This is a genomic window from Streptomyces sp. NPDC047085 (genome assembly GCF_040643735.1).
Lineage (GTDB): Bacteria > Actinomycetota > Actinomycetes > Streptomycetales > Streptomycetaceae > Streptomyces.
Window position 1 is genome coordinate 731846 of sequence record NZ_JBEYUW010000002.1, and the last position, 26467, is coordinate 758312.

Annotated in this window: 23 protein-coding genes; 9 read left to right on the forward strand and 14 right to left on the reverse strand. The window is 69.5% G+C overall.

Annotated elements, in window-relative coordinates; all coding sequences use genetic code 11:
* Positions 1 to 71: 71 nt before the first annotated feature.
* Positions 72 to 323, reverse strand: coding sequence for a helix-turn-helix transcriptional regulator (locus ABZ865_RS08905; protein WP_361226120.1), 252 nt, complete (start codon positions 321 to 323; stop codon positions 72 to 74).
* A gap of 33 nt (positions 324 to 356) precedes the next feature.
* Between ABZ865_RS08905 and map the strand changes: the two genes are divergently transcribed.
* Both map and ABZ865_RS08915 read left to right on the forward strand, forming a co-directional pair.
* Complete coding sequence (gene map / locus ABZ865_RS08910) at positions 357 to 1133, forward strand: type I methionyl aminopeptidase (protein WP_361226123.1); 777 nt, start codon at positions 357 to 359, stop codon at positions 1131 to 1133.
* Between the two features lie 194 nt (positions 1134 to 1327).
* The gene (locus ABZ865_RS08915; protein WP_361226126.1) at positions 1328 to 3886 is read left to right on the forward strand and encodes an ATP-dependent Clp protease ATP-binding subunit; all 2559 of its coding nucleotides are present in this window, start codon (positions 1328 to 1330) and stop codon (positions 3884 to 3886) included.
* 50 nt (positions 3887 to 3936) lie between these two features.
* Here the strand turns inward: ABZ865_RS08915 and ggt are convergent, their stop codons facing one another.
* Positions 3937 to 5736 carry a gamma-glutamyltransferase gene (ggt, locus tag ABZ865_RS08920; RefSeq protein WP_361226129.1) on the reverse strand — a complete coding sequence of 600 codons (1800 nt, stop codon included), beginning with the start codon at positions 5734 to 5736 and terminating at the stop codon, positions 3937 to 3939.
* Positions 5737 to 5879: 143 nt separating this feature from the next.
* Between ggt and ABZ865_RS08925 the strand changes: the two genes are divergently transcribed.
* Both ABZ865_RS08925 and ABZ865_RS08930 read left to right on the forward strand, forming a co-directional pair.
* Positions 5880 to 6629 (forward strand): hypothetical protein, encoded by a 750-nt coding sequence (locus tag ABZ865_RS08925; RefSeq protein WP_361226131.1) that lies wholly within the window; start codon positions 5880 to 5882, stop codon positions 6627 to 6629.
* Positions 6630 to 6728: 99 nt separating this feature from the next.
* Entirely contained in the window at positions 6729 to 8297 is a 1569-nt protein-coding gene (locus tag ABZ865_RS08930; protein ID WP_361226134.1) for a CocE/NonD family hydrolase, read from the forward strand.
* Positions 8298 to 8344: 47 nt separating this feature from the next.
* Here ABZ865_RS08930 and ABZ865_RS08935 read toward each other — a convergent pair whose 3' ends face one another.
* The 9 genes from ABZ865_RS08935 to ABZ865_RS08975 all read right to left on the reverse strand — a co-directional run bounded on the left by ABZ865_RS08935 (position 8345) and on the right by ABZ865_RS08975 (position 16770).
* Entirely contained in the window at positions 8345 to 9223 is an 879-nt protein-coding gene (locus ABZ865_RS08935) for an amino acid ABC transporter permease (protein ID WP_361226136.1), read from the reverse strand.
* Entirely contained in the window at positions 9220 to 9864 is a 645-nt protein-coding gene (locus tag ABZ865_RS08940; protein WP_361226139.1) for an amino acid ABC transporter permease, read from the reverse strand. The genes ABZ865_RS08935 and ABZ865_RS08940 overlap by 4 nt, the downstream gene beginning before the upstream one ends.
* An 11-nt stretch (positions 9865 to 9875) precedes the next feature.
* A complete protein-coding gene (locus tag ABZ865_RS08945) occupies positions 9876 to 10805 on the reverse strand; it encodes a glutamate ABC transporter substrate-binding protein (RefSeq protein ID WP_361226142.1) in 930 nt (309 codons plus the stop codon).
* A gap of 17 nt (positions 10806 to 10822) precedes the next feature.
* The gene (locus tag ABZ865_RS08950; RefSeq protein WP_361226145.1) at positions 10823 to 11566 is read right to left on the reverse strand and encodes an amino acid ABC transporter ATP-binding protein; all 744 of its coding nucleotides are present in this window, start codon (positions 11564 to 11566) and stop codon (positions 10823 to 10825) included.
* 219 nt (positions 11567 to 11785) lie between these two features.
* On the reverse strand, positions 11786 to 12205 hold the full coding sequence (locus ABZ865_RS08955; protein ID WP_361226148.1) for a DUF6278 family protein: 420 nt from the start codon (positions 12203 to 12205) through the stop codon (positions 11786 to 11788).
* A 15-nt stretch (positions 12206 to 12220) separates the two neighbouring features.
* Positions 12221 to 13000, reverse strand: coding sequence for an exodeoxyribonuclease III (locus ABZ865_RS08960; protein WP_361226151.1), 780 nt, complete (start codon positions 12998 to 13000; stop codon positions 12221 to 12223).
* 99 nt (positions 13001 to 13099) lie between these two features.
* On the reverse strand, positions 13100 to 13735 hold the full coding sequence (locus ABZ865_RS08965) for an MBL fold metallo-hydrolase (RefSeq protein ID WP_361226154.1): 636 nt from the start codon (positions 13733 to 13735) through the stop codon (positions 13100 to 13102).
* A 35-nt stretch (positions 13736 to 13770) separates the two neighbouring features.
* Entirely contained in the window at positions 13771 to 15060 is a 1290-nt protein-coding gene (gene pcaC / locus ABZ865_RS08970; RefSeq protein ID WP_361226157.1) for a 4-carboxymuconolactone decarboxylase, read from the reverse strand.
* 492 nt (positions 15061 to 15552) lie between these two features.
* Positions 15553 to 16770: a tyrosine-type recombinase/integrase gene (locus tag ABZ865_RS08975; RefSeq protein ID WP_361226160.1), complete on the reverse strand. Its 1218-nt coding sequence runs from the start codon at positions 16768 to 16770 to the stop codon at positions 15553 to 15555.
* Between the two features lie 1036 nt (positions 16771 to 17806).
* On the opposite strand from ABZ865_RS08975, the gene cutA reads away from it, so the two are divergent.
* Positions 17807 to 18133, forward strand: a complete 327-nt coding sequence (gene cutA / locus ABZ865_RS08980) for a divalent-cation tolerance protein CutA (RefSeq protein WP_361226163.1) — start codon at positions 17807 to 17809, stop codon at positions 18131 to 18133.
* 65 nt (positions 18134 to 18198) lie between these two features.
* Here cutA and ABZ865_RS08985 read toward each other — a convergent pair whose 3' ends face one another.
* Positions 18199 to 19440 (reverse strand): helix-turn-helix transcriptional regulator, encoded by a 1242-nt coding sequence (locus ABZ865_RS08985; protein ID WP_361226166.1) that lies wholly within the window; start codon positions 19438 to 19440, stop codon positions 18199 to 18201.
* Positions 19441 to 19572: 132 nt separating this feature from the next.
* Here ABZ865_RS08985 and ABZ865_RS08990 point away from each other — a divergent pair, with 132 nt between their 5' ends.
* A complete protein-coding gene (locus tag ABZ865_RS08990) occupies positions 19573 to 20082 on the forward strand; it encodes an ATP-binding protein (RefSeq protein ID WP_361226169.1) in 510 nt (169 codons plus the stop codon).
* A 62-nt stretch (positions 20083 to 20144) separates the two neighbouring features.
* Here ABZ865_RS08990 and ABZ865_RS08995 read toward each other — a convergent pair whose 3' ends face one another.
* Both ABZ865_RS08995 and ABZ865_RS09000 read right to left on the reverse strand, forming a co-directional pair.
* Positions 20145 to 20645 (reverse strand): SAM-dependent methyltransferase, encoded by a 501-nt coding sequence (locus ABZ865_RS08995; RefSeq protein ID WP_361226172.1) that lies wholly within the window; start codon positions 20643 to 20645, stop codon positions 20145 to 20147.
* 72 nt (positions 20646 to 20717) lie between these two features.
* Entirely contained in the window at positions 20718 to 22106 is a 1389-nt protein-coding gene (locus ABZ865_RS09000; protein ID WP_254585310.1) for a Tat pathway signal protein, read from the reverse strand.
* 189 nt (positions 22107 to 22295) lie between these two features.
* On the opposite strand from ABZ865_RS09000, the gene ABZ865_RS09005 reads away from it, so the two are divergent.
* The 3 genes from ABZ865_RS09005 (at position 22296) to ABZ865_RS09015 (ending at position 26456) form a co-directional block, all read left to right on the forward strand.
* Entirely contained in the window at positions 22296 to 22787 is a 492-nt protein-coding gene (locus tag ABZ865_RS09005; protein WP_361226175.1) for a DUF6415 family natural product biosynthesis protein, read from the forward strand.
* Between the two features lie 232 nt (positions 22788 to 23019).
* Complete coding sequence (locus ABZ865_RS09010) at positions 23020 to 24915, forward strand: glycoside hydrolase family 15 protein (RefSeq protein WP_361226179.1); 1896 nt, start codon at positions 23020 to 23022, stop codon at positions 24913 to 24915.
* A gap of 26 nt (positions 24916 to 24941) precedes the next feature.
* A complete protein-coding gene (locus ABZ865_RS09015) occupies positions 24942 to 26456 on the forward strand; it encodes an ATP-binding protein (RefSeq protein WP_361226182.1) in 1515 nt (504 codons plus the stop codon).
* Positions 26457 to 26467 lie beyond the last annotated feature (11 nt).

The following is a 26467-nucleotide window of genomic DNA, read 5'->3' on the forward strand; positions in this document are numbered from 1 at the left end:
ACTCATGGCGCGGTCCCGGTCCCGGTGCGCGCAGCCCGCTCAGCGCGTACGACGTCCCCCTCGCGCCGGGCTCACACGCCCACCAGCACGCACCGGGCCACCAGTTCATCCATGGACAGCCCCAGCGCTCCGGCCAGCGCGGCCACGGTGAAGAACGCCGGGGTCGGCGCCCGCCCGGTCTCGATCTTACGGAGCGTCTCGGCGGAGATGCCCGCCTGGGCGGCCACGTCGGCCATGCTCCGGCCGCCGCGCGCCTCGCGCAGCAGCCGTCCGAGCCGCTCGCCGCGTTCGCGCTCTTCGGGGGTGAGAGGGGTGCGCACCATGACGCCCATTCTAATACCGGTATAGTAATTGGCATGATGGAGCTGAAGACGGATTCGTCGATCGACGCGATGCACGCGGCGGGCCAGGTCGTCGGGCGGGCCCTGACGGCCGTACGGCAGGCCGCCGCCGTCGGCGTCTCCCTGCTGGAGCTGGACGAGGTCGCGCGGGAGGTGCTGCGCGAGGCCGGAGCGTCGTCCCCGTTCCTCGGCTACCGCCCCTCCTTCGCCCCGACCCCCTTCCCGGCGGTGATCTGCGCCTCGGTGAACGACGCGATCGTGCACGGCATCCCCGACCGCTACCGGCTGCGCGACGGCGACCTGGTCTCCATCGACTGCGGCGCGAGCCTGGACGGCTGGGTCGGCGACTCGGCGATCAGCTTCGTGGTGGGCCGCCCCCGGCCCGCCGACCTGCGCCTCGTCGAGACCGCCGAGCGTGCCCTGGCGGCGGGCATCGAGGCGGCCGTCGTGGGCAACCGCATCGGCGACATCGCGTACGCCGTCGGCCGGGTCTGCCGCACGGCCGGCTACGGCATCCCGTCCGGCTTCGGCGGCCACGGCGTGGGCCGCAGCATGCACGAGGACCCCGAGGTCCCCAACGAGGGCCGCCCCGGCCGCGGTGTCCCCCTGCGCCACGGCATGGTCCTGGCGATCGAGCCCATGCTGATCGCGAGCGGCAAGAACGCCTACTACGAGGCCTCCGACGGCTGGACCCTGCGCACCAGCGACGGCTCCCGCGCGGCCCACGCCGAACACACGGTGGCCATCACAGAGGACGGCCCCCGCATCCTCACGGCACGAGAAACCCCGTAAGGGGGGCGGGGCCGTACCGATATGCGGCTGCGCCGCAGGGGCGCGAGCAACCACGGACAACCCGCTCGCGCGACGGACCAAGCCCCCACCCCCGTGGGCGAACATGCCCCGGCCAACGGATCGTGTCATCGTGGCATGAGCGGCCATCCCGGGACCACGGCCGCTCCGCACATCGTCTGCGAAGGACGGAAACGATGACCAGCGGCTACCTCGGCCCGGAGGGCGACCCCTTCGGAGAGTTTTTCGCCCGCTTCTTCGGCGGAACCGGCGCCACGCCCGGACAGCCCGGCCCGCGCCACATCGACATCGGCCGCCTGCTCAGCCAGCCGGCCCGCGAGCTGGTCAGAGGTGCCGCGCAGTACGCGGCCGAACACGGCAGCCGGGACCTGGACACCCAGCACCTGCTGCGCGCGGCGCTGTCGGCCGAGCCCACTCGGAGCCTGCTCAGCCGGTCCGGCGCGGACCCGGACTCGATGGCGACGGAGATCGACGGCCGTGCGGGCCCCGTCCAGTACCAGCCGGGCGAGGGGCCGCCGCCGACCTCGTTGTCGCTCACCCCTGCGGTCAAGCGGGCCCTGCTGGACGCGCACGAGCTGGCGCGGGCGAGCGGCGCCGGATACATCGGCCCGGAGCACGTGCTGAGCGCGCTGGCCGCGAACCCGGACTCGGCGGCCGGGCACATCCTGCACGCGGCCCGGTTCTCGACGGGCAAGCTGCCGCCCGAGACCGCCGAGGCCGTCCCGGTCCGCACGGAGCGCCCGCGGCCCACCTCCACGCCGACGCTCGACAAGTACGGCCGGGATCTGACGGACCTGGCCCGGCAGGGCCGTATCGACCCGGTGATCGGCCGTGACACGGAGATCGAGCAGACGATCGAAGTGCTGTCCCGGCGCGGCAAGAACAACCCCGTGCTGATCGGCGACGCGGGTGTCGGCAAGACGGCCATCGTGGAAGGGCTCGCGCAGCGGATCGTGGACAGTGACATCCCGGACATACTCGCCGGGCGCAGGGTCGTGGCCCTGGACCTGACCGGGGTCGTCGCGGGCACCCGTTTCCGGGGCGACTTCGAGGAACGCCTGAACAACATCGTGGAGGAGATCCGCGCGCACTCCGGGCAGCTGATCGTCTTCATCGACGAGCTGCACACCGTCGTCGGCGCCGGTGCGGGCGGCGAGGGCGGCGCGATGGACGCGGGCAACATCCTCAAGCCGGCGCTCGCCCGGGGCGAGCTGCACATCGTGGGCGCGACGACGCTCGAGGAGTACCGGCGCATCGAGAAGGACGCGGCGCTGGCCCGCCGGTTCCAGCCGATCCTGGTGCCCGAGCCGACCGTCGAGGACACCATCGCGATCCTGCGCGGGCTGCGCGACCGGTACGAGGCCCACCACCAGGTCCGCTACACGGACGAGGCGCTGGTGGCCGCCGTGGAGCTGTCGGACCGCTATCTCACCGACCGGCGGCTGCCGGACAAGGCGATCGACCTGATCGACCAGGCCGGCGCGCGGGTGCGGCTCAGCTCGAAGACGAAGGGCACGGACGTACGCGCGATGGAGCGCGAGCTGGAGCAACTGGTCCGGGACAAGGACCAGGCGGTCGCCGACGAGCAGTACGAGCAGGCCACACAGCTGCGCGACCGGATCTGCGGGCTGAAGGAGCGGATCGCGGACGCCAGCGACGAGGACGAGGCCGACGAGGGGCAGCACCTGGAGGTGACGGCGGAGGCCATCGCCGAGGTGGTGTCGCGGCAGACCGGCGTGCCGGTCAGCCGGCTGACCCAGGAGGAGAAGGAGCGGCTGCTCGGCCTGGAGGAGCACCTGCACCAGCGGGTGGTCGGCCAGGACGCGGCGGTGAGCGTGGTGGCCGACGCGGTGCTGCGGTCCCGGGCGGGGCTGTCCAGCCCGGACCGGCCGATCGGCAGCTTCCTCTTCCTCGGCCCGACCGGTGTCGGCAAGACCGAGCTGGCCCGCGCCCTCGCCGAGGCCCTGTTCGGCAGCGAGGAGCGCATGGTCCGCCTCGACATGAGCGAGTACCAGGAGCGGCACACGGTCTCCCGGCTGGTGGGCGCCCCGCCCGGGTACGTCGGGCACGAGGAGGCCGGGCAGCTGACCGAGGTGGTGCGCAGGCACCCGTACTCGCTGCTGCTGCTCGACGAGGTGGAGAAGGCGCACCCGGACGTCTTCAACATCCTGCTCCAGGTCCTGGACGACGGCCGGCTGACCGACTCCCAGGGCCGCACGGTGGACTTCACCAACACGGTCATCGTGATGACGAGCAATCTCGGCTCCGAGGCGATCATCCGGCGCGGTGGCGGGATCGGTTTCGGGCCGGGTGACGCGGAGGCCGACGAGGAGGCGCGGCAGGAGCGGATCCTGCGGCCGCTGCGGGAGCACTTCCGGCCGGAGTTCCTCAACCGCATCGACGAGATCGTGGTCTTCCGGCAGCTCACCGGCGAGCAACTGCGGCGGATCACCAACCTGTTGCTGGAGGGCACCCGTCGGCTGCTGGACGGCCAGGGCGTCACGGTGGACTTCACCGAGGCGGCCGTCGACTGGCTGGCCGAGCACGGCTACCAGCCGGAGTACGGCGCCCGTCCGCTGCGCCGCACCATCCAGCGCGAGGTCGACAACCAGCTGTCGCGGCTGCTGCTGAACGGCACGATCTCCGAGGGCGGCCATGTGACCGTCGACGTGAAGGAGGGGCAGCTGGACTTCCGGGTGCGGGAAACCCAGCCGCCGTCCCCTGCCGAGCTGTGACCACGGCCCCGGCCGAGCTGTGACTGGGGCGCCGGCCTGAGGCGTGACGTCTACGGCGTCGGGTCCACCACCATCGCCGAGCCGCCGCCGCGCCGTACCTTCTCGGCGGCGGCCAGCCACCTGCCGTCCGGCAGCCGCTGGACGCCGGTCGCGGCGCCGATCTCGGGGTTGAGCTTGAAGCTGTGCCCGATGGCTTCCAGCTGCTTCCTCAGGTCGCTGTTGTACAGCCCGGGTTCGAGTTCGGTCTGGGCCGCGTTGCGCTGGCTGGCGCGGGGTGCGGCGATGGCGTCGACCAGCGGCAGACGCCGGTCGAGGAAGCCGGTGAGAGTCCCCAGCACGGTGGTGATGATGGTCGCTCCGCCGGGGGAACCGACCGCCACCACGGGCCTGTTGTGCCGGTCGAGGACGATGGTCGGGGAGATCGACGAGCGCGGCCGCTTGCCCGGGCCGGGCAGGTTCGGGTCGTGCACGGCCGGGTTGGCCGGGGCGAAGGAGAAGTCGGTCAGCTCGTTGTTGAGCAGGAAGCCGCGGCCGGGCACGGTGATGCCGCTGCCGCCGGTCTGCTCGATGGTGAGCGTGTAGGCGACGACGTTGCCCCACTTGTCGGCCACGGTGAGGTGGGTGGTGTTCTCGCCCTCGTACGTCGTCGGGGCCGCCGTGCCGCCGGTGGGGCAGGCGGCGGGGTCGCGCGGGTCGCCGGGGGCGAGCGGGCTGGTGAGGACCGCGTCGTCCTTGATCAGGCAGGCGCGCGAGTCGGCGTACCGCTGGGAGAGAAGTTCCTTGGTCGGCACGTCCTCGAAGGCGGGGTCGCCGACCCAGCGCCCGCGGTCGGCGAAGGCGATCCGGCTGGCTTCGATGAAGTGGTGCAGGTACTGGACGTCGCTCGCCTTCGAAAGGTCCGTCTTCTCCAGGATGTTGAGGGCCTCACCGACGGTGGTGCCGCCCGAGGAGGAGGGCGCGATGGAGTAGACGTTCAGGCCGCGGTACGAGGTCCTGGTGGGGTTCTGGAACTTGGCGTCGTAGGCGGCCAGGTCCTTCTCGGTCAGCTTGCCGGGGCGGGCGTTCCAGCCCGAACCGGGGTCCACCGGCGGCTTGTTGACGGTGTCGACGATGTCGTCGCCGAGGTCGCCGTGGTAGATCGCGCCGACGCCCTTGCGGGCCAGTTCCTCGTAAGTGCGGGCCAGGTCGGGGTTCTTGAAGGTGGAGCCGACGACGGGGAGCTGCCCGTTCGGCAGGAACAGCTTGGCGGTGTCGGGGAAGTAGCGGAACCGGGTCTCGTTGGAGGCGGTCTGCGAGCGGAAGGTGTCGTCCACGGTGAAGCCGTCGCGGGCGATCCGCTCGGCGGGTCTGAGGACCGTGCCGAGCCGTCGGCTGCCCCATGCGTCCAGTGCCGCCTGCCAGGTGGCGGGCGTGCCCGGGGTGCCGACGCTGAGGCCGCTGCTGACGGCGTCGGCGAAGGCGAGCGGCTTGCCGTTCTCCGTGAACAGGTCGGGGCCGGCGGTGAGCGGCGCGGTCTCGCGGCCGTCGATGGTGTGCACCGTACGGGACTTGGCGTCGTAGTAGACGAAGTAGCCGCCTCCGCCGATGCCGGCCGAGTAGGGCTCGGTGACGCCGAGCGCGGCGGCGGTGGCCACGGCCGCGTCGACCGCGTTGCCGCCCTGTCTGAGCACCTCGATGCCGGCGGCCGAGGCGTCCGCGTCGACGCTCGCGACCGCGCCGCCGTAGCCGACCGCGACGGGGACCTTCGCGGGGGCGTTGCCCTGCGCGGCGGGCGGGGCCGCCGCTCCCACCGTCACCACCGCGGCCGAGACCGCCAGAACAGCCAGTTTCCGCGTGCCAGGACGACCCATACGAACCTCCCGTCGGAACCGTCCGCGCAGCGTAACCAGACTACCGGCGGTACCGACAGGGTGCCCGAGTCACCTGCCACACGAACGTCACAGATCGAACAGCGGTACGTACCGGTCGCCGGGGCCCGCTAGCATGCGCGGCCATGAACGACGACGTGCGCAATATCGTCCTGGGGGTCATAGCGGCCGGCGTCAGTGCCGCGCTGGGCTGGCTCGCCCGTACCTATCTGTGGCGGCGCAGGCTGCGGCGCAAGCAGGCGTTCTTCGGGCTGCCGGACAACTCGGAGTCGATGCTCGTGGTCAACCAGAAGGCGGGCGGACCGGAGCTGTCGGTGAGTCGGTACGACGTGTTCGCCCTGCTGGAACTGTCCGCCATCGTCAAGGAATGCGGGGCGCACGCCCGGGTGGTGGGGCACGACGCCACCCAACAGGGCTTCGGCGAACGGACGGAGTTCTGCGTCGGCGGGCCCTATTCGAACCGCCGGACGGCGGCCCACCTCTCCTCGCTGCTGCCGGGTGTGCGGATGAACGTCGAGACCGACGCCGGTCCGGAGCTGGGCGCGCTCCAGATCGGCGCGGACGAGTACCGCATGGAGCGCGGCCGGAGCGAGTACGCGCTGCTGGCCCGGCTCACGGCGGACGGGCAGGGTGCGTCCCGGCCGGTGTTCCTCTTCTGCGGCCAGCGCGCGATCACCAACCAGGCCGCGACCCGCTATCTCGCCCGTCACCACGAGCGGCTGCGCCGCAAGCACGGCACCGGCTCCTTCGTCCTGCTGCTCAAGGTGGTCAACTCGGGTGCGTACGGGCCGGACGTGGTGGAGGTGGTGGCGGACGTGACACGGGTCGCGCGGACGCCGCTGCCGGAACCGGAACCGGAACCTGCGCAGTCATAAAAACCTTTACCGGTGCGTAACTTACTGACGGGTTACTTGCGGTAAGGTCGCGCGGTTACTGTCGGGTCACTTTGAACTGGAACCAGTGAGGAGTGACCCGTGGCACATGCCCGCACCACCCTGCGCACCTCCGCCGTCGGCGTCGTCTCGGCGGCGCTGATCGCCGGCACCGTCGTCGGTCTGGCACCGGCCGCCCAGGCCGCCGCCCCGTCCGTCCGGTTCGTGGACATCACCGGCGACGGCGGCACCGTACTGAAGGCGAACGTCGTCACGCCCGCGGGCGCCGACGGCTCGCGCGCGTACCCGCTGATCGTGCTGCCCACGAGCTGGGGCCTGCCGCAGGTGGAGTATCTCGCCCAGGCGCAGAAGCTCGCCGACTCCGGGTACGTCGTGCTCACCTACAACGTGCGGGGGTTCTGGCAGTCCGGCGGCCAGATAGAAGTGGCGGGTCCGCCCGACACGGCGGACGCCTCCAAGGTGATCGACTGGGCGCTCGCGCACACCCCGGCGGACCCCGAGCACATCGGCATGGCCGGCGTCTCCTACGGCGCCGGGATCAGCCTGCTCGCCGCCGCGCACGACAAGCGCATCAAGGCCGTCGCGGCGCTCAGCGGCTGGGCCGACCTGATCGCCTCGATCTACTCGGGCCGCACCCAGCACGTCCAGGCAGGCGCCCTGCTGGACGGCGCGGGCGTCCTCACGGGCCGGGAGAGCCCCGAACTGAGGCAGATCTTCGACCGCTTCTACGCCTCCGACCTCTCCCGGGAACAGGAGATGATCGACTGGGGACGCGAGCGGTCGGTGGCGACCTACCTCGACCAGCTCAACCGCAACGGGGCCGCGGTCCTGCTCGCCAACGCCTGGGGCGACACGATCTTCCCGGTGAACCAGTACGCCGACTTCTACGAGAAGCTGACCGTCCCCAAGCGCCTGGAGCTGCGCCCCGGCGACCACGCCACCGCCGAATTGACCGGCCTGTTCGGGCTGCCCAACGACGTGTGGACGGACACCGGGCGCTGGTTCGACCACTACCTCAAGGGCGTCGACAACGGCATCGACCGCGAGCAGCCCGTCCAGCTGAAGTCGCGCAGCGCGGGCGGCTACGAGGACTACCCGGACTGGAAGTCGGTCGCGGCCACCGACCGGAAGATCGCGCTCGCCGGCTCCCCCACCGTCCACGCGAACGTCGACTCCGGCGCGGACGGCGGGATCGTCTTCCTCTCCAGCATCCTGGACCAGATCGCCCAGCTCCCGCCGGTGGCCTCGATCCCGCTGCTGCCGCGCCGCTGGGCGGCCGTGTGGCAGTCGGAGCGCTACGGCACCGCCCAGCAGGTGCGCGGCACGGCCCGGCTGCACACGACGCTCACACCGACGGCGGAGAGCGGCACCTTCGTCGCCTACCTGTACGACGTGGGCCCGCTCGGCTTCGGCAAGCTCGTCACCCACGCGCCCTACACCTGGCACGGGCGGACGCCGGGCGAGCCGTTCGGCGTCGACCTGGACCTGTTCTCCACGGCCTACGACGTCCCCGCCGGGCATCGCCTCGCGGTGGTCGTCGACACGGTCGACCCGCTGTACATCGAGCACAACCCGTCCGGCGCGCAGCTGACCTTCTCCTCGCCCTCGGACGACCCGTCGTACGTGTCCGTCCCCCTGCGCGAGCAGTGATCTCCGGCTGCCGCCGGACGAGCCTGGCCCGTGTGAACTGCCGCCCCCTACGGTTTCGGGGCCGTGGGGGGCACCCCACCCGGCAGCAGCGCCCCCGGCCCGGGCGTGGCGACCGCCACGGCCTCGGTCTTGGGGCTGCGCCGCTCACGGCGGGACACCCAGTCGGCGCACCACGAGAGCAGCATGCACATCCCGATGTAGATCGGCGAGATCACCATCACCACAGGGATGAACGGCAAATCGTAGTCGAGGTTCGACGCGATGAGTTTCCCGGCGTGGAGGAACTCCTCGTAGGTGATGAGAAAACCCAGCGAGGTGTCCTTCAGGGCGACCACCAACTGGCTGATGATGGCGGGCAGCATGGCCCGTACGGCCTGCGGGACGAGCACGTGGGACATGACCTGGGTCTTGCGCATGCCGAGCGCGAACGCGGCCTCCTTCTGGCCGCGTTCGACGGCGTTCACGCCGGAGCGGAAGACCTCGGCGAGCACCGAGCCGTTGTAGAAGGTGAGTCCGGCGACCAGCGCGGGCAGCGGCTGGACCTTGAGCGCCACGAAGATGAAGAAGATCATCACCAGCACGGGCATCGCGCGGAAGAACTCCACGACGACCGTGGACACCCAGCGCACCGGACGGTGGTCCGACAGCCGTCCGGTCGCCAGGACCCCGCCGAGGGCGAGCGAGAGGACGGCCGCCATCGCGAACGCCTTGAGGGTGTTGCCGAGGCCCCGCAGGAGCAGTTTCTGGATGCCCTCGTACGCGAACGGCCGCCACTTGGTGACCGTGAACTGGCCGGTGTCGAAGAGGAGATACAGGATCCAGGCGAGGAGCGCGAGCAGGACGACGGTGGACAGGACGGCGTAGACGCGGTGCCGTCGCCTGGCTCCGGGGCCCGGGACGTCGTAGAGCGCGGTGGCCTCGGTCATCGGACGGCTCCGTACGTGCGCTCCAGCAGGTTGAACAGGGCGCTGATGGCGAGCGTGATGATCAGGTAGCCGACGGCGATCCAGACGAAGGTCCAGACGATGCCGTAGCCCAGTTCGTTGATGGTCTTGTAGGTGCCGAGCAGTTCGGTGACGCTGAACGCGCCCGCGATGGCGGAGTTCTTGGCGAGCGCGATGAGGGTGGAACCGACCGGCGGGATCACGGACCGGAACGCCTGGGGCAGCACGACGAGTCCGAGGGTCTGCGCGAAGGTCATGCCGAGGCTGCGGGCGGCCTCGCCCTGCCCCCTGGGCACGGTGTTGATCCCGGAGCGCAGCGCCTCGCAGATGAACGCCGAGGTGTAGCAGCCGAGCGCGAGGACGGCGAACACCTTGAAGGGCAGGACGATTCCGAACCGGGGCAGGCCCAGCAGCACCGCGAAGAACAGCAGGGTCAGCGGGGTGTTGCGCAGCACGGTGACCCAGGCCGTGCCGAAGACGCGCAGCGAGGCGACGGGCGCGACCCGGAAGGAGGCCATCACGAAGCCCAGCGCCAGGGCCAGCAGGGAGGCGTAGACGGTGAGTTCGACCGTGCCGAGGAAACCCTCGGCGTAGGTCGAGAAGTTGTCGATGAGTACGTTCATGCCGTCCTCGTTCAGCTCGCCGGGTAGCGGTCGATCGCGGGCGGGTGGGGAGCGGGGACGCCGGACAGGCCGAGCGTCGCGTCGTACGCCTGCTTCCAGTCCCCGTCGCGCTCGCGCGCCTGAAGCGCGTCGTCGAGGGCGAGGCGCAGGGCGGTGTCGGCGTGCGGGACGCCGATGCCGTACGGCTCCTTGGAGAAGGGCCTGCCGACGACCTTGAGCTCGTCGGGGACCTTGGCCGCGTAGCCGATGAGGATGGCGTCGTCGGTGGTGACCGCGTCGACCTGGTAGGTGAGGAGGTTGTCGACGCAGACCGAGTAGGTGTCGTAGGCGACCAGGACCGCTTTCGGGTAGTCCGCCTTGATGCGCTGGTACGGCGTCGAACCGGCCGCCGAGCAGACGCGTTTGCCGTCGAGGTCCTGGGGGCCGTGGATGTCGTTCTCTTTCCCGCGGACCAGCAGGGACTGGCCGGCCAAGTAGTAGGGGCCGGCGAAGCCGACGTACTTCTTGCGGTTGGCGTTGATGGTGTAGGTGCCGACGTAGTAGTCGATCTGGCCGTTCTGCAGGGCGGTCTCACGGTTGGCGGAGGCGATGGTGCGGAAGCGGATCGTCCGGGGCGGGAAACCGAGGGAGGCGGACATCATCCTGGCGATCTCGATGTCGAAGCCCGCGTAGGTGCCGGTCGCCGGGTCCTTCTCACCGAGGTACGGCTGGTCCTCCTTGACGCCGACGACGAGGTAACCGCGCTTCTTCGCGCGCGTCCACGTGCGGGAGCCGGGCAGGCTGAAGCCCTGTGCCACCTGGTAGTGCGGGAGCTTCTCGGCCGCCGGTCCCTTGCCGGGCGGACTGCCCTCCTTGCCGCAGGCGGCGGCGAGCGGCGCGAGGAGCGCGAACAGCGCGAGGAGGAGGCGGAGGGGGCGGGGCACGCGGGTGCTGCGGAACATGGGTCGCACTCCCCCGGTCAGTGCTTGAGGATCTTGGAGAGGAAGTCCTTGGCGCGCTCGCTGCGTGGGTTGGTGAAGAACTCCTCCGGGCTGCGGTCCTCGACGATCCGGCCGTCGGCCATGAAGACGACCCGGTTGGCCGCGGAACGGGCGAAGCCCATCTCATGGGTGACGACGACCATGGTCATGCCCTCGCGGGCCAGCTGGCGCATGACCTCCAGCACCTCGTTGATCATCTCGGGGTCGAGGGCGGAGGTGGGTTCGTCGAAGAGGAGGGCCTTGGGCTCCATGGCCAGGGCGCGGGCGATCGCCACGCGCTGCTGCTGGCCGCCGGAGAGCTGCGCGGGGTACTTGTCGGCGTGGGCCAGCAGGCCGACCCGGTCGAGGAGTTCGCGGGAGCGGCGGTCGGCGTCCTCCCTCCTGCGTCCGCGGACCTTGATCTGGGCGAGGGAGACGTTCTGCAGGACGGTCTTGTGGGCGAAGAGGTTGAAGGACTGGAAGACCATGCCGACCTCGGCGCGGAGCCTGGCGAGGGCCTTGCCCTCGGCGGGCAGCGGCTGTCCGTCGAGGGTGATCGTGCCGGACTCGACGGTCTCCAGGCGGTTGATCGTCCGGCACAGCGTCGACTTCCCCGACCCCGAGGGGCCGATGACCACGACCACCTCCCCCTTGCCGACGGTGAGGTCGATGTCCCGCAGGACGTGCAGCTCCCCGTAGTACTTGTTGACGTCGCGCAGCTCGATCAACGGATCGACGGCCATCCGCAGCCCTACTCACTTTCTGCCGGGTCGTGGTTGCCGCAAACTATCCAGACGGAAGTGAGGGAAAGGGGCGACACGCACCTTTCGGGTATTAGCCGTATTTAACCCCGCGGCGGGTGCGTGACACTGTGCCGGGACTGCGTCGGGCCGCGCCGGTCCTGTGTCGGACCGTGCCGGCCTGCGTCGGGCTGTGTCGGGTCATGCCGGGTCGTGCCGGGCTCAGGCCTCGGCGACCTCCGCGTAGAGCTGCGACAGCTCGGGGACGCCTGTCGCGGCCCACTCCTGCCCGGACTCCACGACCTCGACCTCGCGGCCGGAGGGGAGCAGTATCACCGGCTCGCCGTCGGACCGGATCCGCCAGGCGGCGCCGGGCACGGTACGCACGACGACCGTGCCCAGGTACAGCCCGGCGTCGTGGCCCAGCCAGGGCAGCGTCTCCGCGTCGTCGCGCCAGCGCGGGACCATCTGGTCCAGCGCCTCCAGGGAGGCCGGTGTGTCGTCCAGGCGGACGCCCGCCTGGGCCGCCTGGGAGCGGAGCAGTTCACATTCGGACAGCAGAGCGGCGATCGCCTCGGGGTCGGCCGCGATCGCCGTGTCACCGCTCTTCTTGTGCCTCGGGCCCAGGAACGGAACGTGCATGGACCCAGCCTGACATCACACGTCGAGGTCGACCACCACCGGCGCGTGATCGGACGCGCCCTTGCCCTTGCGCTCCTCGCGGTCGACGTAGGAGTCCTTGACGGCCTTCGCGAACGGTTCGTTCCCGTACACCAGGTCGATGCGCATGCCCCGGTTCTTGGGGAAGCAGAGCTGGCGGTAGTCCCAGTACGTGAACGGGTGCTCATACTTCAGGGGGCGCGGGACGACGTCCGACAGGCCCGCCTCCTGGAGGGAGAGCAGGGCGGCGCGCTCGGCGGGGGTCACGTGGGTGGAACCCTCGAAGACGGCCACGTCGTAGACGTCGTCGTCGGTCGGCGCCACGTTGTAGTCGCCCATGACCGCGAACGGGCGGCTGCCGGACGCGTCGCCGGCGACGGCGGCCTTCAGGGCCTCGAACCACTGGAGCTTGTAGGCGTAGTGCGGGTGCTCCACCTCGCGGCCGTTGGGCACGTACACCGACCAGACGCGGACCGGGCCGCAGGTCGCCGAGATGGCGCGCGGCTCGGTGACGCCGTCGTAGCCGGGGTCGCCGGGCAGGCCCTTGACGACGTCCGTCAGGCCGACGCGGGAGAGCACCGCCACGCCGTTCCACCGGCCGGTCGCGTGGACCGCCGCCTCGTAGCCCAGCTCGCGCAGCTGTTCGAACGGGAACTGCTCCTCGGCGACCTTGGCCTCCTGGAGGCAGAGCACGTCGGTGCCGCTGCTCTCCAGCCAGGCGAGCAGCCGCGGCAGGCGGGCGGTGATCGAGTTCACGTTCCAGGTGGCGATGCGCATGCCTCACAACCTACCTGCCGGGTGTGACAACCGGCCCCGACGCAAGCCCGCCGGCCGCAGCGCACCACTGCCTCCGACGCACCGCTCACCGCCCCCGGCTCACAGCTCGGCCCAGGATCCCGGGGCGAGCCGCAGGTGCTCCGCGCCGGCCAGGGCGCCGATCTGGCGGTCGTAGATCGGCCGGGCGAGGTCGGTGAGCAGGGCGTCGTGGACGTCGTAGGCGCGCACCGGCTTCAGCTCGCGTACGTAGTCGATGACCTCGGCGATCTTGTTCCAGGGCGCCATGACCGGGAGCATCAGGGTCTCCACCGGGTGGTCCGGGACGGTGAGGGCGTCGCCGGGGTGGAAGACCTTGCCGCCGTCGATCAGGTAGCCGACGTTGGTGATGCGCGGGATGTCCGGGTGGATCACCGCGTGCAGCTCGCCGTGGACCTGGACGTCGAAACCGGCGGCGGTGAAGGTGTCGCCGTGCCCGACGGTGTGCACGCGCCCCGGGAAGGCCGCCTCGATCTGCTCGGCGACCGACGTCAGCGTCCAGATCTGCGCGACCGGGTTGTTCTCCATGGCGGCCCGCAGCCGGAACTCGTCGAAGTGGTCCGGGTGCTCGTGCGTGATCAGGATCGCGTCGGCGCCGAGCGCGGCGTCCTCCTCGCTGAATCCGCCCGGGTCGATGACGAGCGTCTGCCCGTGCTTCTCCAGGCGGACGCAGGCGTGGGACTTCTTGGTGAGCTTCATGTCTCCCCATCCTGCCGCCACCGGGCGCCCGGGGCTCACTCGGCGGGCGTGGTCTCCTCCCGGATGACCTGCTGGGCCACGCTGAACGCGCCGCTCGCCGCCGGGACGCCGCAGTACACGGCCGTCTGGAGCAGCACCTCCCGGATCTCGTCCGGGGTGAGGCCGTTGCGCAGGGCGGCACGGGTGTGGGCGGCCAGCTCGTCCAGATGGCCGCCGGCGACCAGCGCGGTGAGCGTGACACAGCTGCGGGTACGGCGGTCCAGTCCGGGCCGGTCCCAGATCTCGCCCCAGGCGTAGCGGGTGACGAACTCCTGGAAGTCGCCCGAGAAGTCCCCGGCCTCAGCCAGCGTCCGGTCGACGTGCGCGTCGCCCAGCACCTCCCGGCGGATCTTCAGCCCGGTCTGGTACCGGTCGGACGCCCCGAGCGGCTGCTCCGGTAGGACGGCGGGGGCGATCTCGGCGACGGGTACGACCTGCGGCGCCGCGGCCAGGACGGGGCTGACCGGGGCGGCCGGCAGGACGGTCTGGCCGGTGTCGTACGGCTGCTGCCAGGCGGTGGAGAAGTGCCGCACCAGCAGGTCGGTGACGGCGGCGGGCTGCTCGACCGGCACCAGGTGCGAAGCGCCCGGGACGACCGCGAGCCGGGCATCCGGTATCCCGGCGACCAGGGTGCGGGCCTCGGCCGGGCCGGTGACCTGGTCCTCGGAGCCGACCAGCACGAGCGTCGGCGCGCCGACCCGGCCCAGCTCGGGCCGCACGTCGAAGGCGGCGAGGGCCTCGCAGGCGGCTATGTAGCAGCCCGGGTCGGTGGTGCGCACCATCTGCACGGCCCACTCGGTGATCGCGGGCTGGGCCGCGGCGAACCCGCCGGTGAACCAGCGGTCGGGGGCACTGCGGGCGATCGGGTCGAGCCCGTTGGTCCGCACGATCACCCCGCGCTGACGGAACTCGTCGGCCGTGCCGAACCGGGGCGAGGCGGCGACCAGCGCGAGCGACGCCAGCCGCTCGGGGTGGCGCAGGGCCAGTTCGACGCCGATGGCGCCGCCCAGCGAGCAGCCGGCGTAGCCGAAGCGCTGCACGCCGAGTCCGTCCAGCGTGGCCAGCAACCGGGCGGCCAGCTCTCCGACGGAACCCGCCGGGTGCGCGGGGGCACCGCCGTGCCCCGGCAGGTCGAACCGGAAGACCCGCCACTGCTTGACCAGCTCCGGTACCTGACGGTCCCACATGTGCCATGTGGTACCCAGTGAGGGACCCAGGATCAGGACCGGAGCGTCTTCTGGCCCGTCAAAGCGGTATTGCAGGGTGTTCGGGGGTGTCTCACTCACGCCCCAGACCCTCTCACGTCTCACGAAATCTCACACGGCCAGGTGAACCCGGCGGCTCGTGACCCTCGCGGCGCGGCACGCCCGGCACCGCCGAGACCCTCATGGGTCCACGTACGGGTTCTTCGATGTGCCCGCCTGACCGTGGGGACAGCGCGTCCTCCCGGCCCGCGCACCCTCCCAATCCCTGCGCCGCACAGCTTCCCACACTCGGCACGGCTTCCAGACGGTCTGGTTTGCAGCAAAGCGTGTAGTGCCGTCCCCAAGGATCGGCATGACGCACCTGAAAACCTTCCGGGATTCACCGACGAACAGCCCGAACGCCACACGGCGGGCAAGCTCTGCCTTGCCTCGTAGGAGGGGAGACGTTGGCCGTAGCCTGGCCGCCCCTCCCCCGTTGCCGTCGCTGGTCCACAGCCAGCAGCCGGCCTCCGGGTCACCTCGATTTGACTGCCATACGGCTGGGCAGGTCGCTAAATCGGCAGGCCGCCTGAGTCACGCTTGCCCCTCCGTCGCAGCACCGTGCAGGCCGTCCCACGTTGTGGCGGCTCCGCGGAGGTCCTCCACGTCCGGCTTCACGTACCACTTCTTGGTGGTCTTGACGTTCGTGTGTCCGGCCCACCGGGCAAGGATGTGATCCGGCACGCCCTTGTTGGCGAGGTATGTGAGGCAGGAGGAGCGAGCGTCGTAGAGGCGCACTCTGCGGAGTTCAAGGATCTCCATGAGCCGGTAAGCGCGTCTGCGGAGCTGCTTGATCGTGAAGGCTTCCCCGGCCTCGTGCACCACGACGTATCCGGAATCCGAGTAAGCCTCACCGAGGACGAGCTTCTCCTTGGCTTGGAGAGCCCTGAACGACTTGAGGGCAGCCAGCACCGGTGCCGGCAAAGGAAGATCCCGTTCCCCGGCCAGGGACTTGGTGTCCTTCTCCACAACGTACCTATTCCCCATCATTGTCCGCGTGTTGGCTATGGTGATCGTGGCGGCTTCCAAGTCCACGTCTTCCCATCGGAGTCCGCAGACTTCAGCCGGACGTAGACCCATGAGGGACAGCAAGAGAGCAGCGTAAAGCCGTTCTGTCCGGACACCGTGAATGAACGTCTGAATCTCCTGCACGTTCCACGGCTTCACCTCCTGCTTCTTCTTTCGCTCTTCTTTACGTGCCCTACGTGGGATGGTCACATGTTGGGCTACATTCATGGTTACTAGCCGACGCGTAACGGCTCGATTCAGGGCGTCCTTCAATCGGGCGAGACTCATCTCCACGCTGGTCACTCCAAGCGGAGTACCTGCTTTGTCACCGCGCACCCGCCCATGCTTCAACGCCCAGTGCATCCAATTTTCTACATCTTCCTCGGTGAGTTCTTGAAGCCGGATGCGCCCCAACCTCCCCCGAACTCGATCGAGGGTAACCCGATAGTTGTAAATAGTGGTCTCTTCCAGATCCTCTGCCTTCATGGCCAGCCACTGATCAAGCCACTCATTTACATTTATCTGGTTGGGCGGTACGAACGTCCCTTCCTCGCGGCGGTTGGTGATGCGCGCGTACTCAGCCTTCGCCTCCTTGAGAGTGGCGAACGTACGAGTCAGCTGTTTGCGCCTCCCGGTGGCAGGGTCGATGCCTACGTCGACTACGAACCGGTAGCGCACCTGTCCCCTGGAGTTGGGTGGAAGCTTCTTGATCGGAACGGACAGGGGGTACTCACTCTCCTTCAAGGGGACCTGCACGAGCAGGGCGCCGGATCATCTGGCTGGCACCAGACCAGTGCCATTCCGTTTCACGGGCTGCTGAGTTCGCTGCAGCTCCGCCGCCAAGCACAGCCGCGCATGCGAACGTCCTCAAGGAACCTCACGATCGCCGGTTTTGCTAACCGGCGATCGTCGTCTATGTTGCGCACCGCATCACGAAGGCAGCATCGGCTTAGGCTCGCCGCAGCCAGGGCCAGCCGACGCGCAACCAGGTGCACGCCGTCCGTGGCGAGCACGAGCAGACCGTCATCGGTGAGGCGGTCGAGATTCCGGGCAGCGAGTCGCTCGTCCTGATGGCGAGTGCCACTTGCCGTGTTGCGACGCCAAGACGTGCCGCACGGTATGCGAGGGCGGCACTGACGCTGCGATAGCCGGGTTGCAACAGGTCCTCGCCGAACAGGCCAGCCACGCAAAGGCAGACGTACAGCTCGGCGGAAAGGGTCCCGTAGTCGCCGGCTGCCTGGCTGTACCAGGCGTTCAGACGCGCCGCGGGTATAAAGAGCGGGTGCAGTGAAGCGAGCGGATCGAATAGCGGGGTCAGACAGGCGGACCTCCCCAAGTAGGAGCCCTGCCAGCAAAGCAGTCAAACGGGTGCAGGATTCCAAGGCATTTCGCAACCCGAGCCGCCGTGGACCATCTGCACATCCTGGCCTGGTGTTTTCCGGGACGTTGTACGTTGACATGGTCCGGACGGAGGTATCCAGTCCTGTGGTCCTATTTCTCGTCTGCCGTGAGCGAATGGCCGCCGACAGCCAGCAAATCCTCGTCGTGGGCTTGTGAAGCGCACGAGCCCCGGCGCCTGCCTCATGCAGCCGCACGACCTCGTTGATGAGAACCTGCCACCGCGGTACCGAAGCGACGCGCCACCCCGCATGGCCCACCGGCACCTGACTGGTACAGGCACGTGGTCGAGCCTCACTCGCCTTGAGGGGTGGCTACCAGCTTTCGGTGTGCCCTGGACGGCTGGGTAGGGTCGCGGTACCCAAGCTGGAGAGGTAGTTGCATGGCCCACGATATTGTGATTGCGCAGACGACCAGCGACGACGAAGGGCAGGCGACGATGCTGGCCCGAGGTGCGGTCGAGAGCAAGCTTGCAGCGGGAGTTCACATTGATGCGCCAATCACCGCCTTCTACTGGTGGAAGGGGAAGGTCGAGGCGGCGCGGGAGTGGCGCATCTCGTATATGACTACGACGGACCGTCTACCCGCGCTAGAAGCGTGGGTGCACGAGAAGCACTCGTACGACGTCCCCCAATGGATCACACTGCCCGTAACCGGCGGGTCGGAGGCGTACCTGTCCTGGGTCTCCGAGGAGACGGAATCGGACTGAGGAGCCACGGGCCGGGCGGCGGCGGCGTTGGCGCCCTGGGCGTGCCGCGTGCCACCCGAGGTGGATCAGGATGCGAACCGCCGGAAATGAACGGCAAGTTCGTGTTCGCTGTCAGGAAGCAATGCTGCAATGGCCGCCGCCCGCTCCTTGCCCATGGTGTTGGGCTTGGCCTGTGCCGCCGCAGCGAACTGGCGTGCCACGTAGACGCCTTGGTCGACGTCACCCCCACGCAGTAGGGCCGAAGCGAGATCACCGAGGACCACGACGCCCCCGTCCGGTAGTCCGTCTCCGAGGCGGTCGACCGCGGTATCAGCTGTGGACGTGAGCTCGGGACGCCTCAGCTGGCCGTACACGGACAAGGCCAACGAGTCCATGCGGTATGGGGTCACGAACCTGACCCATGCCTGCTCGCTGGCGTGGTCCGCGAAATCGTAGGCGAAGCGCGCTCGGTCTAACGCCCGGAGCGCCCCCACCTCGTCGCCGGCCGCCGCAGCTTCTTCCGCGTGTCTACCGAGAACCCAGGCGGCAGCAGTAGCGTTGCCGTGGCCTCGCACATCGTTGGCAGCTTGGGAGAGGAACTCCATCTTCGCCTTTGGCGTCAAAGCGCCGTAGCTGCTGTAGGTCAGGGCCAGGGCTCGGAGTGGAGGATGCCCGGCAGCCGCCGCGCACTGCGACGTGACTTTGTAGTAGGCGTTGGCTTTGCCGTGCTCCCCCAGGTCCCAGGCCACCCAACCGGCCAGAGCGGCGGTTTCTCCGGCGGCGATGGTGAGAGCGCCTTCGTGATCGCCTGCACGAGGCAGGGCCGCAGTGATCGCGTCAAGATGCGACTCGACCGTTTTTTGTAGCCGCCGCGCGCTGAGGTTGAGTTCCTGGACGTGCAGTTCAGCGGCTCGGTCGATGAGCGCGGCGGCAGCGGGCGAATCGATCTTGGTCCCCTTGCTGAGGGCGAAGGCGAGGCGCCCCCAGGGCTCGGCGACCGCGCTCACGCCGATGGTGGCGCTACCCAGGAGCGTGCGACGCTTCACGGCGTCTTGGTCCTCCCCTGCATCGGCGTGCCCCTTTCTCTTCCGAGCGCGGGCGGCCTTGGCCTCTCGCTGTAGTTCCTCGAAGGGGACACCGCAGGCCGCCGCGATGTGGCCGATCGTGTGGTTGGTAGGAATGTTCTCGAAGTTCTCATAACGGCTGATCTCTCGGCGGGTCATGGTGTCCCGGCCGGAGACAGCGTTGATCGCCTCCGCCTGCTCCTCCTGTGTCCGGCCCGCCTCCTGCCGAAGCCGGAGGAGCAGGTCGGCGAACGGGTCTGGCATGAGTGTGACCTCTGTTGGTGGGCGGAATCCAATCATGGCCTCAATTCCCCCCCTGCAGTTTCCCCCTTGACATATTTTTCCCCCTCTGGATTCCCCTGGTCGACGGCGTCGCCGCGCGGTGCCATAGCCCACATGACCAGGCTCCAAGAGGCGGCCCCGCCCGGCGGGGGCATCCGTAGCTGTGCGGCTACAGCAGGCGCGTCATGCGTCAGGCCGGTTCAGGAAGACGAACCCGGCGCATGGGCGAGGGCAGAGGTACCGGCGGCATCCCATGCCTGTCAGGCGGCCCTTCTCCCCGACCTCGCGAAGGTCGGGGAGATGCGGCGCATAGCCAGGGCGTTCCTGCGGCGGTGCCTTGTTTCGGAGCCGGTGGCGGGGTTCGTCGTACTGGCCGTTTCAGAGCTGGTCACCAACGCCGTGGTCCACGGTGAGGGCGAAGTCGTGCTCCGCATCACGGTGGCCGTCGACTTGGTGCGTGTCTCGGTAACCGACCACAACCCGGCGCCCGCTGTGCTCAAGGAAGCCGGACCCGACGGTGAATCGGGGCGCGGGATCCGGCTGGTCGATGCGATCTCAGACGCATGGGAGAGCAACGGCGAGGAGACGTGGTGTGAGTTCCGAGGCGCGAGGGCTGCAGCTTGAGCCAGACCTCCCGTTGGTTCCCGACGATGCAAATGGCAAGCCGGGCAGCTCATTCGCTTCTGTCACACAGGGCGCTCCGAAGGTCGTTCGCTTGCCTTCGCCCAGTAATGCGGCTCGAGCATCTCGCCGGGCCAGGCGGGCTGACGGATCGGGCCACGGGGCCCCATCTGTTCGAAGTACGGTGCCAAGTCGATCACGGGCGTTCCGTCTACAGCGTCGAGATCGGTGACCAACAGGTCCCGTCCCTCGACCTCGAGCAGCCGCGGGTAGCTGATCGCCAGTTGATTGGGACGCCGATGGTTGCGGTGGACGAAGGTACCGGTCGGCGGCCACGCCGGATTCCCGCGGGGGCTGCGTGCGTGGAGCTGGACGTCTTCCGGTCGCGCCAGGTGGAAGAGCCAGGTCACCGTCAGGTGGGAAAACTCTTCGATTCCCTGCAGCGTCTCAAGGGCGTACGCCTCGTTGAGTCGGATGACCGACTCGACTCCGCCCTGGTAATCGTCCTGAACGCGGGTGTGGCCCCCGACCACCGTTGCGATCGATTCGACCTCGTACGTTGCCATCGGCGCTCGTTCCTCTCTAACGGGGTCGCGTGTTCAGCAGCTGCCGTCAATAGCTGCGGACATGCCCTGTGGTCAGCCTATGGCGCGCAGCATTTCCCGCGCCCGGCGGTCCAGTTCGGCGACGTGGCGGCCACCACGTTGCCGCACAGGCGAGAGGTCGCTCTGCATGCGGACGATGACGTCGCGGGCGCGGCCGGACTGGACGCCAGCCATGGCGTCCAGTGCTTGTCCCCAGGTACCACATGCCTCATCGAGGCGTCCCTGCTGGACCTGGACAGCACCGAGGTAGCCGAGGGTCACACTGTGGGTACGGGCATACTGCTGCCGCCGGCGGGTGGCGACGCTGCGCTGGAAATGCAACTCCGCGTCGAGAGGATTTCCCAGGTCCCGCAAGGCACACGCAGTCTCGTGGGCGAGGGAGGCTTCCTGGAAGAAGCTGACGCGGTCGGGGGCATCCTCGTTATCGGCACGTGCGAGGTCCCTCTCCGCGCGACTGATGGCCGCGAGAGTGCCGCGGCGGTCGCCGCCGGCGGCCAGGGCGCGGGCATGGACTACCGCGAGCAGGGCCTTCTCCCGCGAGCTGGCCTGGCCGTAGTGGGTGCGGGACATGGAGGCGTCGGCCAGGTCGAGCGCTCTGCGTGGGTGCCCGAGGTCGACTGCTTGATGGGCGAGGGCACGCAGGATGTGGCCGCCCAGCGGTCCGTCTGCGGCTTCGGCCGCAATGCGTGCGGCGAGGGTGAGGTAGCGCTGGGCGGTCCGATGCTCGGAGGCGTCGAAGGCCATCCAGCCGGCGAGGTAGGTCATCTCTGCCACGGCCGAGTACGTATCCCGGCGGTGCTGTTCCGTTCGGAACCTGCTGCCCAGGAGCGGCACCGCTTCGTCGCGAAGATGGCCGGCCAGGGCCGAGCGCCCCGAGGCTCCACCGCGCTGCTGGTCCCTCGCGGAGTAGAAGGTGGTCAGTTTGCGGACATCGTCGATGTCAGCCTGAGTCACCAGCCGGGAGGAGACTGCAGGGCGCGAGGCCGCCGCGGCCGGGGCGGCTGCCCACCATGGAGCGGCAGGCAGGACGAGGCCGGCGGCCGAGTACGCGGTGGTAGCCAACAGCTTGCGTCGGTGCATGTCCAGATCGTCGCTTCCCAGCTCGGCCAGCACGGTCAGAGGGTCGACGCTCCAGTCAGAACTACTGTCAGTGGATCCTGTCGGCCCATCTTCCAGTCCGAGGTCAGCGAGGGTGAGGCGTCGGCCGAGCCTGCGGGACAGCGTCTCACGCAGGATATGAGGCGCTCGTCCACTGGGCTTCGTGCCCTGGACCCACATGGCGATGTGGGAGCGGGAAATAGCCTCCAGTTCGCGTACACCGCTCTCCGCGGCAACGCGAGCGACCGCGGCGGCTGCTTGGGGCTGGGACCAGCCCGCTTCGCGCAGGAGCGCGGCAAGGGCGACGTTTCTCTCACGGGCCATGTACTGCCCCTCGGTTCCGAAATGATCTTTGACGCCTTTGACGGCCTTGAGGGCCGCGTAGGCATACCCCCTGACAGGGATTCGCGGTTCGCTCAACGTAGCCGCAGGATCACTCACCTTGCACGTCAGTTGCCTGCGGTGCACAGCGTTCCTCGCTCAAGTTGGCTTGATTCACCTAGGAGTTGCGTCATGCTTCCCTCGCTGGCCCTTCGCCGGGCGTGCCAACTCAGTGATCAGGGAAGGAGAAGCCACGCCCTTGGTGAGCCCATCCTGCGACGGGACCCGGCGGCCTCGGCGACGGAAACGGTGGCGCTCGTGCTGGGCGAGGACTCGCCGTTACCCGATACTGCCGCCGATGTGGAGGACCTCGCACTGCGGCTGCGAGGACACGTCAGCCAGCTCGGAGCTCTGACGCCTTCGCAAGAGCCGGCCCTGCTCCGTGCGCAGCAGCTCTGTTCGGGCGGCCTCCCCGATGGCTACATGCCCAGCAGGGTTCATCTGGTCAGGCTGGCCGAGGCGACCCAAGACCTTATCGCTGCCGTGCAGGCCCACGACGTGGCCCCTGCGAAGTCGGTCCAGAGACGGCGCTGGTGGAAGCCGCCGATCAACGTGCTGCGCGGCGCGGTCTTCGCTCTCGCCCTCGCGTGCGTGGTTCTGGCCGCGTCGGTGCCCCGGACATGACCGCCGCCGGGGCAGTTCTGATCGCGCTGATTCTCGGTCCCATGGCGTGGCTGGCTCTTCGTGGTGAGCGAGTAACCGGCCGCATTGCTCCACGGGACGTGGATCCCCGGCCGAGGCAGAACAGACCTCCCCCGGACCGGTAACCACCGTGCCTCTCTCACCGACACTTCCCGGCCGCCCCGGCGGCCCCGAAGCCACCCCCGGGTCCACGGGGACTACGGAGACCCACACGATGAAACGCCTCCCGCGCATCGAGCAGTACGGCCTGATCGGCGACATGCAGACCAGTGCCCACGTCTGCGACGACGGTTCGATCGACTGGCTGTGCCTGCCCCGGTTCGACTCGTCGGCCGTCTTCGCCGGCCTGCTCGGCACGCACAAGCACGGCACCTGGCAGATCGCCCCGGCCGCGCCTGGCCCCTCCGGGCCCGGAGCGGTCGCCGAGCGCCGGTACCGCGGTGACACGCTCGTCCTCGAATCGATCTGGTGCACACCGGCCGGGTCGGTCCGCGTCCTGGACTTCATGCCGCCTCGCGACGGGGCACCGCAGGTGATCCGGATCGTCGAGGGTCTGGCCGGTGAGGTGGCAATGGTTTCGGCCATGCGTCCGCGGCCGGGATACGGCAGCGTCAGCCCGTGGATCCACGAGGCCGATGGGCGCATGGTCGCGGAGGCCGGCGCGGACGCACTGTGGCTCGACACCTGCGTCCCGCAGGCGGAGAAGGACGGGGTCGTCGTCAGTGCCTTTGCCATCCGCGCCGGGCAGAGCGTGGCGTTCGTGCTCAGCTGGTGCCCGTCCCACGCACCGGCTCCGGAGATCCCCGACCCGCACGCGGCGCTCACCGAGACGCTCGCCTTCTGGCAGGACTGGACGCAGCAGTGCACCTACGACGGCCCCTACCGTGAGGCCGTGGTCCGTTCCTTGATCGCACTGAAGGCACTGACCTACCACCCGAGCGGCGGGATCGTCGCCGCGCCGACCACCTCTCTGCCCGAGGAGATTGGCGGCCGACGCAATTGGGACTACCGCTTCACCTGGCTGCGCGACGCCGCTACGACCCTGGCCGCGTTACTGGAGACCGGCTACCGGCAGGAGGCGCAGGCATGGCGGCGCTGGCTTCTGCGTTCCGTGGCCGGCGACCCAGAGAACCTGCAGATCATGTACGCGATCACCGGAGAGCGTGATCTTCGGGAACGGGAGTTGCCCTGGCTGCCCGGGTATGAGGGCTCGACGCCGGTGCGGGTCGGGAACGGGGCGGCGGACCAGCTCCAGCTCGACGTGTACGGCGAGGTGATCGAGACCCTGTACCTCGCGCACGAGAGCGGTGTGGCCCACTGTGCCGACACCGCGGTCCTGCACCAGCGGCTCGTCGAGCTCCTGGCACAGCGCTGGCGGGAGCCCGACGAGGGGATCTGGGAGATCCGCGGGGCACGCCGGCACTTCGTCCACTCCAAGGTAATGGCCTGGGTGGCGATCGACCGCACCATCCGCCTGGCCGAAGCCGGCGCGCTCGACATCGACCTGGCCCGCCTGACCGAGCTGCGGGCAACCATCCACCACGAGGTCTGCACCAGGGGCTTCGATCCGGTGCGCAACACCTTTACCCAGTCCTACGGTTCCAAGGAACTCGACGCCGCCACGCTGCTGATCCCCCGCGTTGGCTTCCTACCGCCGAACGACCCGCGCGTCATCGGCACCGTGGACGCATTACGCCGTGAACTCTCCACGTCTGACGGGCTCGTGCGCCGTTACCCGACCATCGGCGACCACACCGGGGTGGACGGCCTGAGCGGAGACGAGGGCACATTCGTCCTCTGCTCCTTCTGGCTCGTAGACGCCCTGGCCCTGACCGGCCGCCTCGACGAGGCCCACGCCCTGTTCGAACGCCTCCTCGCACTGCGCAACGACCTCGGCCTCCTGGCCGAGGAGTACGACCCCGTCCAGCAGCGTCAGCTCGGCAACTTCCCGCAGGCATTCAGCCACATGGGCCTGATCCAGAGCGCCCGGCTGCTTCAACTCCTGGCGACGCAGTCCTCCCACCGCGGCGCGGTCGCGTTTCCGTCACCCCGCTCGACCGCACGCAGCACACACAAGACCTGCGCAGACCTGACGCTGCAGCACGCCTAGCCACCCCCACCCTGACGAGGATTCCCATGCCTGACAGCGCCTTTTCGGCACGGCCGGCCGCCACCGGCCACCGCCGACGGCGGCCTCCGATCAACGCGTTCACCCTGCACCGTGTCTACCGCGCCGTCGCACTGCCCCTAGCGCTCTTTACCGCCCTGCTGGGTGCCGCCTTCACCCTCTGGTCGGTGTCCGCGGTGGGCCGCGGCTGGCTCCTGGCCGGCCTGATCTGCGGACTCGCGGGCGTCGCCACGATGGCGGCTCGCGGAGCGCGAACGGCCGCAGGAGCCATGCAGGCAGCGGCGGAGGAGGCCCAGGCAACGGCACTGGCAGCAATCGCAGGGGCAGCGGCGGCCATCGAGAAGTCAGTGCAGTGGTCGGCGGACGAGCTGTGCCGCGGGGGACGCCCGCCACTGCCGGACCTGCAGGCACCACCTGCCAGCCCTGACGCCGAGATTGACAAGGCGTTGAGTGCTCTCCAAGTGCGGGCCGTCGCGTCGCTGATACGGGTGCACGACGAGTCCCAGTCCGTCGTACTCCTGGAAGTGCTGCGTCGCCTGGCCATGCGCGAGCACGCGCTGGTCGGCAAGGCGCTTGAGGCACTGAGCCAGCTGGAGATGCTGACCGACGACCCGGAGCTGCTCGCCAAGATCTTCGAGATCGATCACCTCGTGACGCGGATGCGTCGCCAGGTCGAGAGCACAGCGGTGCTGGGCGGGCAGTCCCTGCGCAGCGTGCGCCGCCCCGTTCCCGTCAAGAGCGTGCTGCGCGGCGCGGTCTCCGAGGTCGTGCAGTATCCGCGGGTGGCGGTAGCGGCCGGGTCCGTGGGCGCGGAGGTCGGTCTTCCCGGCCATGTGGGTCCGGACCTGACGCATCTGCTGGCTGAGCTGATCGAGAACGCCTGTGAGTGTTCCGATCCGGCGACGAAGGTGATGGTGCGTGCACAGCGGGTGGCGAACGGGCTGGCGGTCGAGGTCGAGGACCGGGCCATCCCCATGCATCCGCAGACGCGAGCGCAGATGAACCACCTGCTCCAAGCCCCCGACGAGGTCGATGTCAGCGGCCAGGTGCGAGCGGGGCAGCTCGGCTTGCTGGTCGCCGCGAAGATCGCCCAGTCGCACGGGCTGTCCGTTCTCCTGCAGGAGAACGTGACAGGAGGCACCACCGCCCTGGTGGTCATCCCGGCACGGCTCCTGGTAGCGATTCCCTCCGTCGACGACGCGAGCGCGCTGCCCCAGGACGCCCGCCCCTCGGCGCCGCAACCGCAGCAGGTTGCCGCGACTCCAGCCACCCCGAGGGCGGGGCAGGTCCCACGCCCCGACACCGCAGGGGCGCCGAAAGCCGCAAAGGCAGGTCACTCCGCTGATGCGCCCGCCCTTCCCACGCGTAGACGCCAGGCCGGCACGTTCCGTCCGCCACACGAGCGGGAGCACGCCCCCGTGACCGCGGCGACGCCAGGGCTCGCAGCCGCCTTCCGCACCGGCATCCAGGCCGGCGGGCAAGCCGGTTCTCCCACCGCTTCGACAGAGCACCCCAGGCCCTGAACCTCGCCCCT